Raw genomic sequence first — 14939 nt, 5'->3', positions numbered from 1 at the left:
TTTTGAGTTAAAAAGCGCTTTATAAGGTGGGAATGGATATGAAAAAGGAGATTAAGAGAGGCTGGGGAAAGTACATACTATTTATATTGGTGATAGTCATAGGCTACCATTCTTTTACTTTATGTAAGGTGGAAGGGGAATCGATGCAGCCGACTTTATATGAAGAAGACTACGTATTTGTAAATAAAGCGGTAGTACGTCTTTCTAATTTACAACACGGAGAAATTGTCATTATAAAAGAAGAGGATGAATCGAAATATTATGTGAAACGTGTAATAGGGCTTCCTGGTGATGTAATTAACATAACGAACGGAAAGGTATATGTGAACGATAAAAAGCAAGAAGAACCATATACAAACAAAGATTTATTTAACAACACACAAGTGTTTTATAATTTTCAAAAGACAAAAATTCCGCCAAATAAGTTATTTGTAATGGGAGATAACCGCGAAGTAAGTAGAGATAGTCGAAATGGCTTAGGATATATTGAAGAAGATAACATAATAGGCAAGGTGGAATTTGTATATTATCCTTTTTCAAAAATGAAAATGATAGAATAAGTGGGGGATGAGCAAAACCCCACTTATTAAAGTTTCACTTTATTTTCTTTAAAAAACCTTTTGGATTAAATGATATGAAAAATTTATGTTTAGACTCGTCGATTATGAAGTTATTATTTTTAGTTAAAAACTCATCCACAGCTTCCATCGGGCCAGGACCCCAATCGGGAAGAAGCGGATTTCCATTAATGGAGGTATCTTCTACAATCATATAACTGCCAGTAGTGACGATAGATTTATATAGTAATAGTTCTTTGGAGACATGTTCTTTACTATGATCAGAATCTAAAATAACTAAAACCACATCATTAGGTTTGCGCATGCTTACAATTGTTTGGATGGCCTGCACAGAAACAGAAGATGCTGTTAAATACGTAATCCGATTATGTGATGGCCGATTTGGCTGCGGAGTTATATCGATAGTAAGTACGTGACCTTTTCCAATTAAATCTAACATAGAAGCTAAATACAGTGCACTACCACCGTGAAAAGTCCCGCATTCAATAATTAAATCGGGCTTTAATTCATAAATAATTTCTTGATACAAAAAGAGATCAGAGGGAAGTTTACAGATTGGAACCCCGAACCAGTGTGTATCGTTTAACCACACGAGGCTGTTGTAATATTGGTTTAGAAATTCATTGCTTATATTATCGATTTTAAATTCTCCTTTCTAAAAAGGATTCTCTCGTTTGACGTAAAGTGTTTACGCATGAAAGTTGTACTATATATTATGTAGTAAGGAATTGTAAGGCGAGTGTTTTTACTTGAAAATAAGCCAAATAACTCATGTGGAAAATGAAAGGAAATGATCGTATGTACAAATACACAATTTGTTTTATTAGAAAAAGCGATAAAATACTGCTATTAAATAGAAATAAAAAGCCGAATATGGGGATGTGGAATGGTGTTGGAGGAAAAATAGAAGAGAATGAAACGCCATACGAAGGAATAATTAGAGAAACGTTTGAGGAAACGGGTATAGAACTTTCAAGTGTAACGTATAAAGGGACTGTTGTTTTTAAAGGTAAAGATGAGCCCCAGGCTAGTGAAGGAATGTATGTGTTCGTTGCTGATTTTCCAGATGGAATGCAAATGAATACACCATTACGTACGGCTGAAGGATTATTAGAATGGAAAGAAATTGATTGGATATTAGATGGTGATAATAGAGGTGTAGTTAGCAACTTACCAAAATACTTACCGACAGTAATAACAGAAGAAAATAAGTTAAAACATATATTCACGTACGATAACCGGAATATTATTAATTACACAACTGCATGTTTGACAGAAGATGATGCGAACAAGCGATATGAAAAACAACTCATTTCTCAATAGAAGAGGATAGTGAAAAATCACGTTTTTGTTCTCATTATATATACGAAGTGATTATATGTTTCAGAAATACAATTTATTGGTCAGAATTGTAATATGTATGATATAACTTTTCTTATGGTGAAAGAGTAGAGAACATACGTAAACGGAAAAGAGGTGGCTTTGCCACCTCTTTTCCGTTAGTCACGAATCGCCTTAATGATAAACCGATGTTGTTTCACATCAAAATATCCTTTTTGTAAGATAATTTCATGTATACGATATAACTCCTCATAATACCTTTCGACAGTAAAATCAGGAATTTGCCACGGAATTGCTTTTAAATAATAGACGATAGCGCCAATATCATAAAATCGTTGGAAAGGGAATTCTTCCTTTGCTTCTAAAATAGTAAATCCAGTTTCCTCTAACTCACTACATGCTGCTTCAAGTGACCAACTTGCAAATTCGTTATTTAGCGGTGCGTTAAATTGCTCATTAAGTTCCACACAATCGAGACCACCAACTTGTTGTGTAAGGAAAATCCCATTTTGAGAAAGGATTCTTTTTACTTCAGAAGCAGCATATGATTCATGTTGGTTTAGGATTAGATTAAACTGACCATCTTGAAATGGCAATGCAGTATCATCGTTCACCTCTACAACAGTAACCCCTAAAGGCTCTAATTTCTTTCGAGCAATTGGCACGTTTGGAGCGTAGCCCTCAGTAGCATAAATAGTTGACGGGAACGGTTGTAACATAGATAAAAACTCTCCGCCGCCAGTCCCCATATCTAGCATTGATTTAGCGCGTTGCATAAGTTGGAAAGCAGTACTGCCGTACGACCACGATAAAGGCTCGCTCTTCATTCGACCCGTTTCTGAAATGAAAGAAAAATCCCAACCGCTAAAATGTGTATTTGCACTTTCTAATAAAGTTAAAAATAATGGATCACGTTTCATAATTATGTCCTCCTATTTTTCAATGAATGATATGATGAGAAAGGAGAACGGGAGGACCTCTTATGAAAGAGAAGCGGTTTTACGTTTCGTGTTCGAATAGATTCATATAAATTCGCTCCTTGTGAGAATGGTTATTTATATATTCGGGATAATTGAGTGGAAATCCTTTGAAGGAATAAAAGAAGGCAGTTGTTTAATGAAAAAATAAATTGAGTTATCTATTTTTATAGTGTAATTGTTCATTCATACGCATAAAAAATTATTCTCTCCATAAAATAGTAAAATTATATTGGAGGTTGAATTATGAAAAAATTTAGTGTGTTTTCAATAATCTTGATGACTTTTGGACTATTATTATTTGGATTAAATAGGATAATAGATAGCTATTCTGAGCCTATTATCCTATTAGGGTATATTTCTTTTTAAATTGGAATGGTTCTAAGTTTTATAGCAATTGCTAGACGTGAAGATGGAAGAGTAAAATTCATATCACTTATCTTTTTCTTTGTTGTCCTGTTTTTCATTACTTGGTTTGAGCCGGTTCAGGTACTACGAATTATTACTTGGCTAAAAAATATCTATTAAAATCTGAATTATTGGTAAAAATGGGAAACCTTAAATTTAGGTTTCTTTTTATTATATTCGATTATCAATAGTAAAATTTATTAGAGCCATTAATAAAAGAAATAAATATATAAACTGATTGTAAAAATATTTTAATTCTTTGAAAACATTCAACGATTTAGTATTCTTTATATATGGAATATTTTGTTTATGCGAAAAGAGGGCAAGGTGCTATATGAAAAGAATAAAAAATGTAATGTTACTATTGTTATGTTTCTTATGTTTAAGTGGTTGTAATTATGAAGATGAAGATCAGGTGAAAAAATATGTGAAAAAAAAGCACGGAATTGATGTGATTGTAACAGATTGGGGTGCTATACACGAAGGGAATATGGGGCATACATACCATACTGTTCAAGCGAAAAACAATAAAAATATTCAATTTAGAGTAGAGGTTGATGGCTTAGTATACTCAAGAATAAAAGGTGATGAATATCAATACGGAAAAAAAACATATGAGGAATATAAGAAATTTAAACCAATGCTAGAAGAAATTAAAAAATTAGGTTACGTGGAACCTGAAAATAAAAATGTTTTTCAATATATAGTGGATGATGATATAGAGGAGAAACCAACGGATACGTTATTATTAACTTTAAAAATGAGTGACAAGATTGATTACAGTCAATTCCAATCAAAAGAATTAGATCGTTTATATGCTCTAATCCAATTCATTCAGAAGAGTAATAGAAAGATAACAAAACTTGAAATTGAGGATTATAATGGTAAATCTATAGGTTTCCCTTTTCAAAATATACAAAAAGCTATAACGAAAGAAGAACTGCTTTTAACAATGAAAAACACAGTAAACGGTTATTGGACATATTTGGTTCAAACTGAAACCAAAGTAGGCGAAAGATTAAATGAGATACAAAATAGCCACTTTGAAATTGAGGATATTATTTGTCCACACCCGAAAGACGGCAATTGTCTAGAGTATGAATTGACATTAGTTTTCAATGACAGTGAGATAAAATATAGAAATGATCCATATGTAATAGAGGATTTGAGAAAGGTAGTCACTATTCTTAAAGAAGAACTATATAATAAGGAATTTAACATATTTTTAAGGAACAAGGATGGAACAAGTTATTCACTCTGGCTATCATCCGAAAAAATTAAGGAAAGTAATAACATAGAAGAGCTAGTAAAATAATGATATAAAGAAGAAATTTAAAGTGCTTTTTACGTTTGTTATTTCTGTATTCAAAAGGAAAACCGCTTATACTTCATTTTTGAAGCATAAGCGGTTTTGTTTAAAATACTTAAAAACAAAAATCTTTTGGTAAAGTACCATTTTTAATAACTGTTCTTAACCCATGTTTTATAATCCAAGGATTAATAGGATGCTGTTTATCACGTAATTGCTGTAACCACTGAAAAACGAGTTCTTTATCTTCTTTCGTAATATCGTTAATATGATTGGCTACAGATTTTTGAACATATTTAGAAGGGTCATTCATTAATGGTTCAAGAAGTTGTAAATTGTACTGAAAATCACCTTTTAGAGCTCCTATTTTTTTAGCCCAAGGAAGCCTTGGTCTTGTACCTTCAGAAACTAATCTCCTAATGTGGCTGTTTTCGTCATGAATCCACTGTTGTAATATGTTTAGTGTATCTTCATGGTATGTTTCAAGAAAGGGCCGAATGGCATATTCAGCAGTATTCCTTTTCGTTATTTCATACATTGCATTAAACGAGATTTTAAAATCGTTAAGCCCATATTTTTCAACGTATTTTGCAACAGGCATGTACATATATCCATTTGTAAATGTGCCTACTTCTGTTGTATTTTCTGGTCCTAATGTTTTCAGTAATATATGTATTGCAGCATTAAAATCTTTTTGTAAAGCATTGTGTAATTCATCTGCAATTACTTCAATACGCTGTTTTAACTCTAAATTTTCAACTTTACAAGCTACAGAATCTACAAAGATGCTTTTAGAGAAACAAGGATCGTGTTTACAAATAGAATCAGCTGTTTTTTCTGCTAATTCTTCATTAAATAAAAATTTTAACGGAACATATTTACCCATTTTTTCACCTCGGTGGTCAAATGAAAACAATTTTTATTTTTTAATCGACAATCCATAAACCAAAGTCTCACTCGGAGTCGTAATACTAAAACCTGTCGTCTTATAATCAAGCTTCACTGTATCACCAGTGTAGTCTTTCGTAAATGAATCCATTTGTACGATAAGCTCCGCATCTTCATATACAACATCATCTGCGTTAAATGTATCCCAAATTAAATCGACATCAACGAAAATACTACAAGAGTTTGTCATTGTTCCTCTAATGCGAATGATCTTTTTGTCTTCACGTTCTAATCTATGTATAGCTGCTTTTGCTTCATCAGTAATGCGAATGTTCATTGTATCCCAACCTTTTATTTATATTTCTTCTATTATGGCAAAAACAGGAGCAATAGGGAAGCAAAGAGGTTTGCAACAAAAAACGAGCAAACAAATTTGTTTGCTCGTTTCACTTTATTTTAGTTCACATTTATCAAGTGGAATCACTTTTGTTTTTTTCGTAAATTTATATCCTAACCATAGTACTAAGAAGAGTGGTAAACCGATGTAAGAAACGAGTACGCCATTCCAATCGATTGATTCACCCATAAATGCGCCGTAGTTTTGTCCTAAAATTACGATGATACAAAGTGTAAATGCGAAGATTGGACCAAATGGGAACCATTTTGCTCTATATGGTAAGTCTTTCAAATCTTTTCCTTGTGCAATATATGCTTTACGGAAACGGTAATGACTAATTGCAATGCCGACCCAAGCGATAAAGCCAGACATTCCTGATGCATTTAATAACCAAATGTATACAACACCGTCACCGAATAAAGAAGCAATGAAAGCGATACTACCGACAATCGATGTTACGATTAATGCGTTAACAGGTACACCGCGGCTATCTAATTTACCAAGAAACTTTGGTGCTTTTCCTTGGCGAGCTAAATCCCAAAGCATACGAGTTGATGCATACATACCAGAGTTACCAGCAGATAGTACTGCCGTTAAAATAACAGCGTTCATAACAGAAGCAGCAAAGGCAACGCCCGCTTTTTCAAAAATAAGTGTAAACGGACTTACTGTAACATCACTTGCAGCAAGGCTTTCAGTTGTATAAGGAATTAATAAACCGATAACGAGAATTGCAAGGATATAGAATAAAAGAATACGCCAAAAGATTGAACGAATCGCTTTCGGAATATTACGCTCTGGATCAGAAGTTTCACCAGCAGCTACTCCTAATAGTTCAGTACCTTGGAATGAGAAACCAGCTGCCATAAACACACCGATAATTGCCATGATACCGCCGTTAAATGGTGCATCTGCAACAGTGAAGTTTTTAAATCCAACCGTTTCACCGCCCATAATTCCAAAAATCATCATGAAACCAACAATTAAAAAGATAATAATCGTAACTACTTTAATAAGTGCGAACCAATATTCAGATTCACCAAACCCTTTAACAGATAAATAGTTTAAAAGGAAAATAATAGCTAAACATAATCCGCTCCAAATAAGAGAAGGGGTATCTGGGAACCAAAATTTCATAATTAATGTTACGGCTGCAAGTTCAGCAGCAATCGTAATTGCCCAGTTATACCAATAGTTCCATCCAAGTGCAAAGCCAAGTGATGGATCAACAAATTTTGTTGCATACGTACTAAAAGATCCAGTAACAGGCATGTAAGCTGCAAGTTCAGCTAAGCTTGTCATTAAAAAATAAACCATAATTCCAATTGCGGCGTATGCAATTAATGCGCCACCAGGTCCAGCTGTATGGATGACACCACCGCTGGCAAGAAATAGTCCGGTACCAATTGTACCACCGAGAGAAATCATCGTAAGGTGACGAGATTTTAATCCGCGTTTTAATTCACCTTGTCCTTGTGTAGTTTGCGTTTTAGAGGTAGATTGATTTGTTGCGCTATTCATGTTCAACACTCCTTTTCTTGTAGGTTAGGAAGGAGCGGGGGAGAAAAATACAAAAAACCGCCAAAGGAATTTGGCGGAACGTTTCACAAATAACCACCCCATCATACCCTTCCGTTAAGATAGCACCCCACGTTTACACGGTAATTTTGTAAACGTGACAGTTCTGTTCCTTTCGGAGACAGCCCCAGCTCATATTTCCAGAGAAGAAATATAAACTTCGGCAACTTTTCCTTTCAAACGGAGTCAGCTGACATTCTCTGTGTCTCGTCCGTTTTACTATTAAAAGTCGCAACCTCTACCTCATCGGATTGATGAGGATTTATATATTGCTAAGATTTTTAATATATGGCAATTGTAATGACTTTCTGAATATATTGCAAGATATTTTGTTAGGAAAAGTCAAAAAATATCGGTTATTGTATAGGAAACGCTTGCAAAACTCCACCCGAACCTACTATTATGTAGCAATAAGCAAAGAAAAAATTGTTATACAAATGTTTCGCAAAAAATATTGAAAAACCCTCTAAATTAAAAGAAAATTCAGAAAAATATAATTCGACATAACTATCAAAAGAGGATTATTCCTTAAATTCGTTTCAAAGAATAAGTGTAAATTTAACAAATAGAATGAATATTCTTTTTATTTTTAGTAAAATTGAGGTATTGTTTAATTGAAAAGGGGAAATCAAAATGAAATTAGAAACAGAAAGGCTCTATATAGTGCCGTGTACAGAAGAGAGGATTCAAGTCGCTAACGAGCAAGGATACAATAGCGGCCCGCATATTGTAGGGCATGTAAAGAATGTAAAAAAAGATGCAACTTTATTACCATGGGGGGCGTGGTATGTTCTTCGAAAAGAAGATGATAGCGTTTTAGGTGATATTGGGTTTAAAGGGAAACCAAACGAGAATCAAACAGTAGAAATTGGCTATGGAATCATTGAGAAATATTGGAATCAGGGCTATGCAACAGAAGCTGTAAAAGAACTAATCGATTGGGCTTTCAAAACAGGTGAGGTAGAAACAATAATTGCAGAGACACTTCTAGATAATTATAGTTCGATGCGTGTTTTAGAAAAGTTACATATGAAGAGAGTAAATGCTACAGAAATGATGATTAATTGGAAAATAGAAAAATAAAAAATACCGCTCTAAATTGAGCGGTATTTTTTATAGTTATGGTAGCATTTGCTTCTGATCATTCGGATACTCAGCCGTTGACGTATTAGGACGATTGGAATGATTACGAACAGCAATGAAAATAGAAATAATAACGACAAGACCAACTGCAACGTAAGAAAGTGAAATAATAGTTGGATCCACTTTAAATGTAGTAAGCAGTGTACGAATGTTTGTAAAGATAATAAGACCACCAACTAATACGCCAAGTAAATGAGAAGGAACGATGCGAACTAGCCATGCCGCGATTGGTGCCGCTACGATACCACCGAGCATGAGAGAAAATACCCAAACCCAGCTTACTTGTTCCCAGCCAAGTGAGATGAAGAAGCCGATTGTTGCAGCGAGTGAAACAGGAAATTCACTCGTATCTACAGATCCAATAACTTTTCTAGCTTCATTTCCTCTTGCTAGAAGAACAGGTGTCGTAATCGGCCCCCAACCACCGCCACCAGTTGAATCAACGAATCCAGCGAATAAACCAAGCGGCACAAGTTGTTTTGCAGACATACGCTTATTTGAAGTGACAATTTGTTTTTGAATGATGAATCGTAATAAAATATAAACCCCTAAAGTAAATAAAAATACGGAAATGTACGGTTTAATTACATCACCAGGTAAATTGCTTAAAAAACATGCCCCAACAAATGCGCCGATTGCCCCAGGTAATGTAAGCCTGGAAACTGTATATTTATCAACGTTTCCAAATTTGATATGAGATGCGCCAGAAGCTGCAGTTGTAACGACTTCAGCTAAATGAACCGATGCGGAAGCTACAGCCGGTGCAATACCAAACATTAATAATAGTGAAGTAGACGTTACCCCATACGCCATTCCGAGTGCTCCATCGATCAGTTGAGCGAAAAATCCAATAATAGCAAAGACAATTAATTTCTGCATAAATAATCCCCCTGTAATAATAAATGAAAAAGACACTTTTCCCGTATGAGAAAAGTGCCTTTGGTTTTTCCAATCAGCAATAATTAAATTTGTTTCATTATAATACATATTAATCGTATAAATCAACTAGGTTTTAAAGTTTTTGAATTGAATGAAAGAAAAATAAAATATACAATAAAAGGATGGAGAGAAAGGGGAGAAAGACATGTTACGATTTGATCATCTCGTTCACACAGTTCATGGTACACCGGAGGAAGCGGCAAAACAAATACAGGAACTTGGATTTCATACTGTATTAGGCGGAGAGCATACGAATTGGGGTACTTGGAATAGTTTAAGTTATTTTGATTTATCATATATAGAATTTTTAGCAGTTCAACATGAAGAAAAAGCGAAAGAAGCAGAAAATCCATTAGTACAAGAAACAGTGGTGAAACTACAAAATGGAGAAGGAATGCTACAAATCGCGATCCGAACAGATGCAATTGAGGAGCTAGCAGTTAACTTTAATAAGTACGGCTTACATACGATAGGGCCATTTGAAGGGAAACGCATGAGAAAAGATGGCCGACTTTTAGAATGGAAAATGTTATTCGTTAAGCAAGAAGAGAACGGACCGAAATTACCTTTCTTTATACAGTGGAATGAAACGGACGAAGAAAGAAGAAACGATTTACGTAACAGTGGGACGATTACTGAACATAAAAACAAAGTGCAACAAATTGAAACGATTCATTACGCAGTAAAAAATGTTCGAGAAACAGTACGGAAATGGAAAGAAGTAATGGAGCTATCTACAAGCTCAGTTGTGAAAAATGAAAAATGGAATGCCGAGTGTCAAAGTGTAGTATTTGGAGATATTCATGTGCAGTTTTGTGAACCGATTGGAGAAGGGCTAGTACTAGAACATTTGAATAAGAATGGTGAATATCCATTTGCAGTAGAGTTTAAAGGTGGAAATAAACGAGAGCATGAAGTGCTAGGTAGTTTGTACATATATTAATAGAGGTGAATGCTTTGGAAGAAATGCTTAGAGAGATAGAGAGAATACTAGAATGGCCTCGTATTGCAACGTGTACAGCTATTTCAAAAGGTTTTTCACATGAAGAGAAGTATAAAATTGAATTAAAGAATCAAGAAATCTATTTTGTAAAAGTATGTGATGCTGTTCATTTTGAACGTAAACAAGAAGAATATACGTATATGAAACGATTAGAGTCATTACATATTCCAACACCCAAGTTAATTCATTTCATAATAATTGAGAAATTAAATAAATGTGTTCAAGTATTTGAATGGACCCGAGGTATAAATGGTGAAGAAGGTTTAACGAAGTTATCGGTGGAAGAACAGTATAAGGCAGGAAGAAAAGCAGGGGAAGTATTAAAGAGGATTCACTCAATTGAAAGAGAAAGTGCAAGTAATAAATGGGAAACATCTAGATGGAATAAATACGAAAGATACATAGAGGCACTAACAGATTACGAGGTGAATTTTCTGGATTTGAAGCCAGTATTAACCTTTGTAGAAAATCATAAAGATTTATTGGGAAATCGTCCAATAAGATTTTTACATGATGACTTCCATCCAGCAAATAGCATGATTCATAATAAGGAATTTATCGTTATCGATTTTGGTGGATATGATTTTGGTGATCCAATACACGATTTTTATAACGTAGCGATTTTTACTATAAGAATAAGTAAACCATTTGCGGTTGGACAAGTTCACGGTTATTTCGGAGGCGAACCATCGCTTCATTTTTGGAAACTGTATACATTGTACGTCGCGATGACATTCCCAGCGGATATCGTTTGGACGAATCGAAGTACACCGCATTTAGTAGATGATATGAAGGAAAGATTAAATGGAATTTTAGAAGATCATAATCATTTTTCATCTTATATTCCAAAATGGTATCAATCAAGCGAATTTAATAAATAAAGGAGTAATTTATATGGATAAAATAGCAGTAATTTCAGATATTCACGGTAATATTCAAGCATTAGAATCCGTGTTGAATGATATTAAATTAAGAGGAATCGAGCGCATTATTTGCCTTGGAGATTTAGTAGGAAAAGGACCTCATTCCAGTGAAGCAATTGAAATCATTCGTAAAGAATGTGAAGTAGTCGTAATGGGAAACTGGGATGATTTTATTACAAAGCCGACTGAATTTGAAGCATTAAAATGGCATCAAAAACAATTATCGGAAGAACAAAATGATTATTTAAGAAGTTTACCATTTTCAATCGAATTTTTTATGAGTGGAAAACTCATTCGTATGTTTCACGCTTCACCGAGAAGTTTATATGAAAGAATTCAACCACACGCTTCAAGAGAAGAACGTATTAGTATGTTCGAAAATAGTGATTTGACAGAAAATATAGAAGGAGAAAGAAAACCAGATGTCGTTTGTTACGGTGATGTTCACCAAGCGTTCGTTCAAAATTTCAGAGGGAAAACGTTATGTAATGCCGGTAGCGTAGGAAACCCACTTGAAATAACGCAAGCTTCCTATTTAATATTTGAAGGAACATATAATGAAAAAGAAGCGGCGAGCTTTTCTATTCAACTTGTACGAGTACCGTATGATATTGAATTAGCTATCAGATTAGCAGAAGAACTCGAAATGCCAGAAATTGAAGAGTATAAGCAAGAGTTACGGACGGCCTTATATCGGGGGTTTAAGGGGAAGTAAGCTAATAATATATCAACGATTTTTCAAATATATCTATCATAACTTAAAATATATCAACGATTTTTTCGATATATCAACGATTCGACAAAGGATATCGATTTACCGACAAATAGTGACATGAATTGTTACTTATAATTATATTATGTAAACTAATTATAAAGGGAGATATCATGAACCGAAAACAACGAATCAAAGAAATTGCAGATCATATTGTAAAGCTAAACTTAACCTATCCAACAAGAGTTGGAGTAAGTGGTATTACAGCATCAGGAAAAACAACATTTGCAAACGAATTAGCAGAAGAAATAAAAAAACGAGGATTACCAGTAACACGCGCAAGCATTGATGATTTTCATAATCCAAGAGTGATTCGCTATGCAAAAGGAAAAGAATCTGCAAGAGGGTATTATGAAGATGCACACGATTATACAGCTTTCAAAGAAAGATTATTAATGCCTTTAGGACCTAACGGAAATTTACAGTATGAAACGATTTCTCATAACTTAATAACGAATATGCCTGTACATAATGAGCCGCTATTGGCCACGCAAAATATGATATTAATAGTAGATGGAACGTTTCTATTGAAAAAAGACGTTGCGTATTTATTTGATTACAAAATCTTTGTAGATACAAATTTTGAGATTGCGAGAAAACGTGGTGCTAAGCGGGAAACTGAAGCTTTTGGAAGTTATGAAGAAGCAGAGAAGATGTTTTTGAACAGATATCATGCGGCCTGTAAGATGTATATAGATGAGCATAATCCAAAAGAGTGTGCGAATGTTATATTTAAGAATAGTGATTTAGGAAATCCAGAAGTTATATTTCATGAAAGAGCGTAATACATAATCAGAAATATATGTATAGCCTTTTGTTTATTGTTATAATTAAATTAATTTTATGAAGCAAATAAAAGGGGATAAGACAATAAAAAACGCAAAAAGGGGACAAGAAATATAATGAATGAAGTACTCGAACTAAAAGAAGAACTACTACAAATTAAAAATAACAATTATGCTGTACCAGAAGACGTAGATGCATATCCATATGCGCAATGGATGCTAGATTATATCGGATCACCTGATGCTGAATTACGTGATGATTTAATTTATAGTACGCTTCACACATGGATTACAAATGATGTATTTAGACAAAAAGAGTTAAGAGGATTAATGTTACAAGCAATTAGTCCTGATTATTTATTTTATAAAATTGGTGAAAAGGGAACAGACTCTGTATTTAAACGTGCATTCTCCGTATTAATTCCACCACTTATTTTATCTGTTCATGAAAGAGAACCGTTGTTATCGGAAGAACAATTGTACAGTGTGGCAGAACAAGTGTTGGAATATGTATATTTAGAAGAAGATGTAAGGGGCTACGTAGAAGGAAAAGGCTGGGCACACTCTACTGCACATGCAGCAGATGCGCTTGATGCTTTAGCGCGTACAATCCAAAATCGTGAGTTCTCATATGCAATACTAGCTGCCGTTCGTCAGAAGGTACGCTTACATGACTACGTATACATTCACTTTGAGGATGAGAGATTAGTAGCACCAATTATGTCGTTACGTAACCAAAATCTTTTAACTGAAGAAGAGTGGAGCAACTGGTTACATAGTATAGCAATTGTTGAAGACATCCCGCATCCTCAATATGATATTTTAGTACAAAATATTAGAGCTTTCTTAAGAAGTTTATATTTTAGAGTTTTAGAGACAGAGGGTAGCACAGCCTTTACAGATGATATATTGGAGACTTTGAAAGGGTTGCGTAGGTATTAAAAATACGTTTTTCTAAGAGAAAAGTACATAAAACCACTACCTCCCAACCATACTAATAAAATGTGTTGGAGGTGAGTTTTATGGACAAAAAAGACTTTGAAAAGGTGTATAATGATTATTTACATCAAGGAGAAGAGCAAGCTCAATTTGAAGTAGGCCATGAAGTCAATACAGGAGCAGAACAAATTGTTGCTGTTCGTAAAAATGATGATGGAGATTTAATAGCGTTTAAAACAAGTAGCGGGAGAGAGTTAGATTATATGACTGCTCTTAATGAAGCAAAATCAGGGAAGTTAGCTCATGTGGACGTATTTCATAAGTATGGCAGAGATATTATACGTAGTGAACCGGATGGAATAAAAGAAAATAACTTAGATAATTTACCTTCATTCTAAACGGGTAAACCTCAAGAAGAGAATGTTCATTACGATATTCTCTTCTTTGTTTTGCGAAGTTTTCCTAGCAAATAGACGATTCATTTTTAAAGTGCGATCATACTTTTAAAGAGCGCTCTAAATTTCTCTTTATCTTCTGCTGTAAATGGTTTCGGTCCTTTTGTACGCTTACCACTTTTTCGAACCATTGCACTTAAATATCGTGTTTGTAACAATTGTTCAATGTTATCATTCGTATACTTATAGCCTTTATGGTGTAGTACGATACAGCCTTTTGCTAAAGCGAGCGAAGCAAGACCGTAATCTTGTGTTACGATTAAATCTTCTTTTTTTGCTAACTGCATAATTCGGTAATCAGCAGCATCTGCTCCGGAATCAACATATATTGTTTCCACACCTTTTGGTTGTTCCGCATTAGAATAATGAGAAAAGCTAGTAACGAGGGTTACAGGGATTTCTGCATTCGTAGCTTCAAAAATAATTACATCTTTTACAGGACAAGCATCTGCATCAACGTAAATTTTCATTTTTATCACTCCTATAACTAGGTTCGTGTTGATA

The 14939-nt window shown here is 34.1% G+C and carries 17 protein-coding genes, 1 pseudogene and 1 riboswitch; of the genes and pseudogenes, 11 read left to right on the top strand and 7 right to left on the bottom strand.

Annotation, left to right across the window (positions count from 1 at the left end; all coding sequences use genetic code 11):
- The first annotated feature begins 38 nt into the window (after positions 1 to 38).
- The gene (lepB, locus tag ACTFR3_RS02825; protein WP_002094069.1) at positions 39 to 560 is read left to right on the top strand and encodes a signal peptidase I; all 522 of its coding nucleotides are present in this window, start codon (positions 39 to 41) and stop codon (positions 558 to 560) included.
- 34 nt (positions 561 to 594) lie between these two features.
- Here lepB and ACTFR3_RS02820 read toward each other — a convergent pair whose 3' ends face one another.
- Positions 595 to 1218, bottom strand: a complete 624-nt coding sequence (locus tag ACTFR3_RS02820; protein WP_440041605.1) for a cephalosporin hydroxylase family protein — start codon at positions 1216 to 1218, stop codon at positions 595 to 597.
- A gap of 158 nt (positions 1219 to 1376) precedes the next feature.
- On the opposite strand from ACTFR3_RS02820, the gene ACTFR3_RS02815 reads away from it, so the two are divergent.
- Complete coding sequence (locus ACTFR3_RS02815; protein ID WP_002182860.1) at positions 1377 to 1901, top strand: NUDIX hydrolase; 525 nt, start codon at positions 1377 to 1379, stop codon at positions 1899 to 1901.
- Between the two features lie 176 nt (positions 1902 to 2077).
- On the opposite strand, the gene ACTFR3_RS02810 is transcribed toward ACTFR3_RS02815, so the two are convergent.
- Complete coding sequence (locus ACTFR3_RS02810; RefSeq protein WP_242291986.1) at positions 2078 to 2839, bottom strand: class I SAM-dependent methyltransferase; 762 nt, start codon at positions 2837 to 2839, stop codon at positions 2078 to 2080.
- A gap of 303 nt (positions 2840 to 3142) precedes the next feature.
- Between ACTFR3_RS02810 and ACTFR3_RS02805 the strand changes: the two are divergent.
- Both ACTFR3_RS02805 and ACTFR3_RS02800 read left to right on the top strand, forming a co-directional pair.
- A pseudogene (locus ACTFR3_RS02805) lies at positions 3143 to 3424 on the top strand (hypothetical protein).
- Positions 3425 to 3638: 214 nt separating this feature from the next.
- On the top strand, positions 3639 to 4619 hold the full coding sequence (locus tag ACTFR3_RS02800; protein ID WP_326235059.1) for a hypothetical protein: 981 nt from the start codon (positions 3639 to 3641) through the stop codon (positions 4617 to 4619).
- A gap of 109 nt (positions 4620 to 4728) precedes the next feature.
- Here the strand turns inward: ACTFR3_RS02800 and ACTFR3_RS02795 are convergent, their stop codons facing one another.
- The 3 genes from ACTFR3_RS02795 to ACTFR3_RS02785 all read right to left on the bottom strand — a co-directional run bounded on the left by ACTFR3_RS02795 (position 4729) and on the right by ACTFR3_RS02785 (position 7419).
- Positions 4729 to 5499, bottom strand: a complete 771-nt coding sequence (locus tag ACTFR3_RS02795; protein WP_440041558.1) for a DNA alkylation repair protein — start codon at positions 5497 to 5499, stop codon at positions 4729 to 4731.
- A gap of 33 nt (positions 5500 to 5532) precedes the next feature.
- A complete protein-coding gene (locus tag ACTFR3_RS02790; protein ID WP_002026004.1) occupies positions 5533 to 5838 on the bottom strand; it encodes an iron-sulfur cluster biosynthesis family protein in 306 nt (101 codons plus the stop codon).
- 114 nt (positions 5839 to 5952) lie between these two features.
- Entirely contained in the window at positions 5953 to 7419 is a 1467-nt protein-coding gene (locus ACTFR3_RS02785) for an amino acid permease (protein WP_001083395.1), read from the bottom strand.
- A 112-nt stretch (positions 7420 to 7531) separates the two neighbouring features.
- Positions 7532 to 7725, bottom strand: a riboswitch (Lysine riboswitch).
- 384 nt (positions 7726 to 8109) lie between these two features.
- Here ACTFR3_RS02785 and ACTFR3_RS02780 point away from each other — a divergent pair.
- Positions 8110 to 8559, top strand: coding sequence for a GNAT family N-acetyltransferase (locus ACTFR3_RS02780; protein ID WP_440041559.1), 450 nt, complete (start codon positions 8110 to 8112; stop codon positions 8557 to 8559).
- A gap of 36 nt (positions 8560 to 8595) precedes the next feature.
- On the opposite strand, the gene ACTFR3_RS02775 is transcribed toward ACTFR3_RS02780, so the two are convergent.
- Positions 8596 to 9606 (bottom strand): sulfite exporter TauE/SafE family protein, encoded by a 1011-nt coding sequence (locus ACTFR3_RS02775; RefSeq protein ID WP_002024365.1) that lies wholly within the window; start codon positions 9604 to 9606, stop codon positions 8596 to 8598.
- Positions 9607 to 9703: 97 nt separating this feature from the next.
- Here ACTFR3_RS02775 and ACTFR3_RS02770 point away from each other — a divergent pair, with 97 nt between their 5' ends.
- From ACTFR3_RS02770 to ACTFR3_RS02745, 6 genes are all read left to right on the top strand, one after another.
- On the top strand, positions 9704 to 10501 hold the full coding sequence (locus tag ACTFR3_RS02770; RefSeq protein ID WP_058839144.1) for a VOC family protein: 798 nt from the start codon (positions 9704 to 9706) through the stop codon (positions 10499 to 10501).
- 14 nt (positions 10502 to 10515) lie between these two features.
- On the top strand, positions 10516 to 11442 hold the full coding sequence (locus ACTFR3_RS02765; RefSeq protein ID WP_440044141.1) for an aminoglycoside phosphotransferase family protein: 927 nt from the start codon (positions 10516 to 10518) through the stop codon (positions 11440 to 11442).
- Between the two features lie 13 nt (positions 11443 to 11455).
- On the top strand, positions 11456 to 12199 hold the full coding sequence (locus tag ACTFR3_RS02760; RefSeq protein WP_000357656.1) for a metallophosphoesterase family protein: 744 nt from the start codon (positions 11456 to 11458) through the stop codon (positions 12197 to 12199).
- 170 nt (positions 12200 to 12369) lie between these two features.
- Positions 12370 to 13041, top strand: coding sequence for a hypothetical protein (locus ACTFR3_RS02755; protein ID WP_119683613.1), 672 nt, complete (start codon positions 12370 to 12372; stop codon positions 13039 to 13041).
- Positions 13042 to 13158: 117 nt separating this feature from the next.
- The gene (locus ACTFR3_RS02750; protein WP_001006674.1) at positions 13159 to 13983 is read left to right on the top strand and encodes a DUF2785 domain-containing protein; all 825 of its coding nucleotides are present in this window, start codon (positions 13159 to 13161) and stop codon (positions 13981 to 13983) included.
- Between the two features lie 80 nt (positions 13984 to 14063).
- A complete protein-coding gene (locus ACTFR3_RS02745; RefSeq protein ID WP_000358176.1) occupies positions 14064 to 14378 on the top strand; it encodes a DUF3892 domain-containing protein in 315 nt (104 codons plus the stop codon).
- An 86-nt stretch (positions 14379 to 14464) separates the two neighbouring features.
- On the opposite strand, the gene ACTFR3_RS02740 is transcribed toward ACTFR3_RS02745, so the two are convergent.
- Positions 14465 to 14905 (bottom strand): YaiI/YqxD family protein, encoded by a 441-nt coding sequence (locus tag ACTFR3_RS02740; RefSeq protein ID WP_000708761.1) that lies wholly within the window; start codon positions 14903 to 14905, stop codon positions 14465 to 14467.
- Positions 14906 to 14939: the final 34 nt, after the last annotated feature.

The organism is Bacillus cereus group sp. MYBK14-1, assembly GCF_051916885.1.
Lineage (GTDB): Bacteria > Bacillota > Bacilli > Bacillales > Bacillaceae_G > Bacillus_A > Bacillus_A cereus.
Note: the sequence above shows the minus strand (reverse complement) of the source record. Positions and strands in the feature narration are given on the sequence as shown.

Excerpts from the sequence above, each read along its gene's own strand:
- ACTFR3_RS02800 (WP_326235059.1), top strand. The coding sequence starts at position 3,639 with ATGAAAAGAATAAAAAATGTAATGTTACTATTGTTATGTTTCTTATGT.
- ACTFR3_RS02745 (WP_000358176.1), top strand. The coding sequence starts at position 14,064 with ATGGACAAAAAAGACTTTGAAAAGGTGTATAATGATTATTTACATCAA.
- lepB (WP_002094069.1), top strand. The coding sequence starts at position 39 with ATGAAAAAGGAGATTAAGAGAGGCTGGGGAAAGTACATACTATTTATA.
- ACTFR3_RS02755 (WP_119683613.1), top strand. The coding sequence starts at position 12,370 with ATGAACCGAAAACAACGAATCAAAGAAATTGCAGATCATATTGTAAAG.
- ACTFR3_RS02785 (WP_001083395.1), bottom strand. The coding sequence starts at position 7,419 with ATGAATAGCGCAACAAATCAATCTACCTCTAAAACGCAAACTACACAA.
- ACTFR3_RS02740 (WP_000708761.1), bottom strand. The coding sequence starts at position 14,905 with ATGAAAATTTACGTTGATGCAGATGCTTGTCCTGTAAAAGATGTAATT.
- ACTFR3_RS02810 (WP_242291986.1), bottom strand. The coding sequence starts at position 2,839 with ATGAAACGTGATCCATTATTTTTAACTTTATTAGAAAGTGCAAATACA.
- ACTFR3_RS02780 (WP_440041559.1), top strand. The coding sequence starts at position 8,110 with ATGAAATTAGAAACAGAAAGGCTCTATATAGTGCCGTGTACAGAAGAG.
- ACTFR3_RS02790 (WP_002026004.1), bottom strand. The coding sequence starts at position 5,838 with ATGAACATTCGCATTACTGATGAAGCAAAAGCAGCTATACATAGATTA.
- ACTFR3_RS02750 (WP_001006674.1), top strand. The coding sequence starts at position 13,159 with ATGAATGAAGTACTCGAACTAAAAGAAGAACTACTACAAATTAAAAAT.
- ACTFR3_RS02795 (WP_440041558.1), bottom strand. The coding sequence starts at position 5,499 with ATGGGTAAATATGTTCCGTTAAAATTTTTATTTAATGAAGAATTAGCA.
- ACTFR3_RS02760 (WP_000357656.1), top strand. The coding sequence starts at position 11,456 with ATGGATAAAATAGCAGTAATTTCAGATATTCACGGTAATATTCAAGCA.
- ACTFR3_RS02770 (WP_058839144.1), top strand. The coding sequence starts at position 9,704 with ATGTTACGATTTGATCATCTCGTTCACACAGTTCATGGTACACCGGAG.
- ACTFR3_RS02815 (WP_002182860.1), top strand. The coding sequence starts at position 1,377 with ATGTACAAATACACAATTTGTTTTATTAGAAAAAGCGATAAAATACTG.
- ACTFR3_RS02775 (WP_002024365.1), bottom strand. The coding sequence starts at position 9,606 with ATGTATTATAATGAAACAAATTTAATTATTGCTGATTGGAAAAACCAA.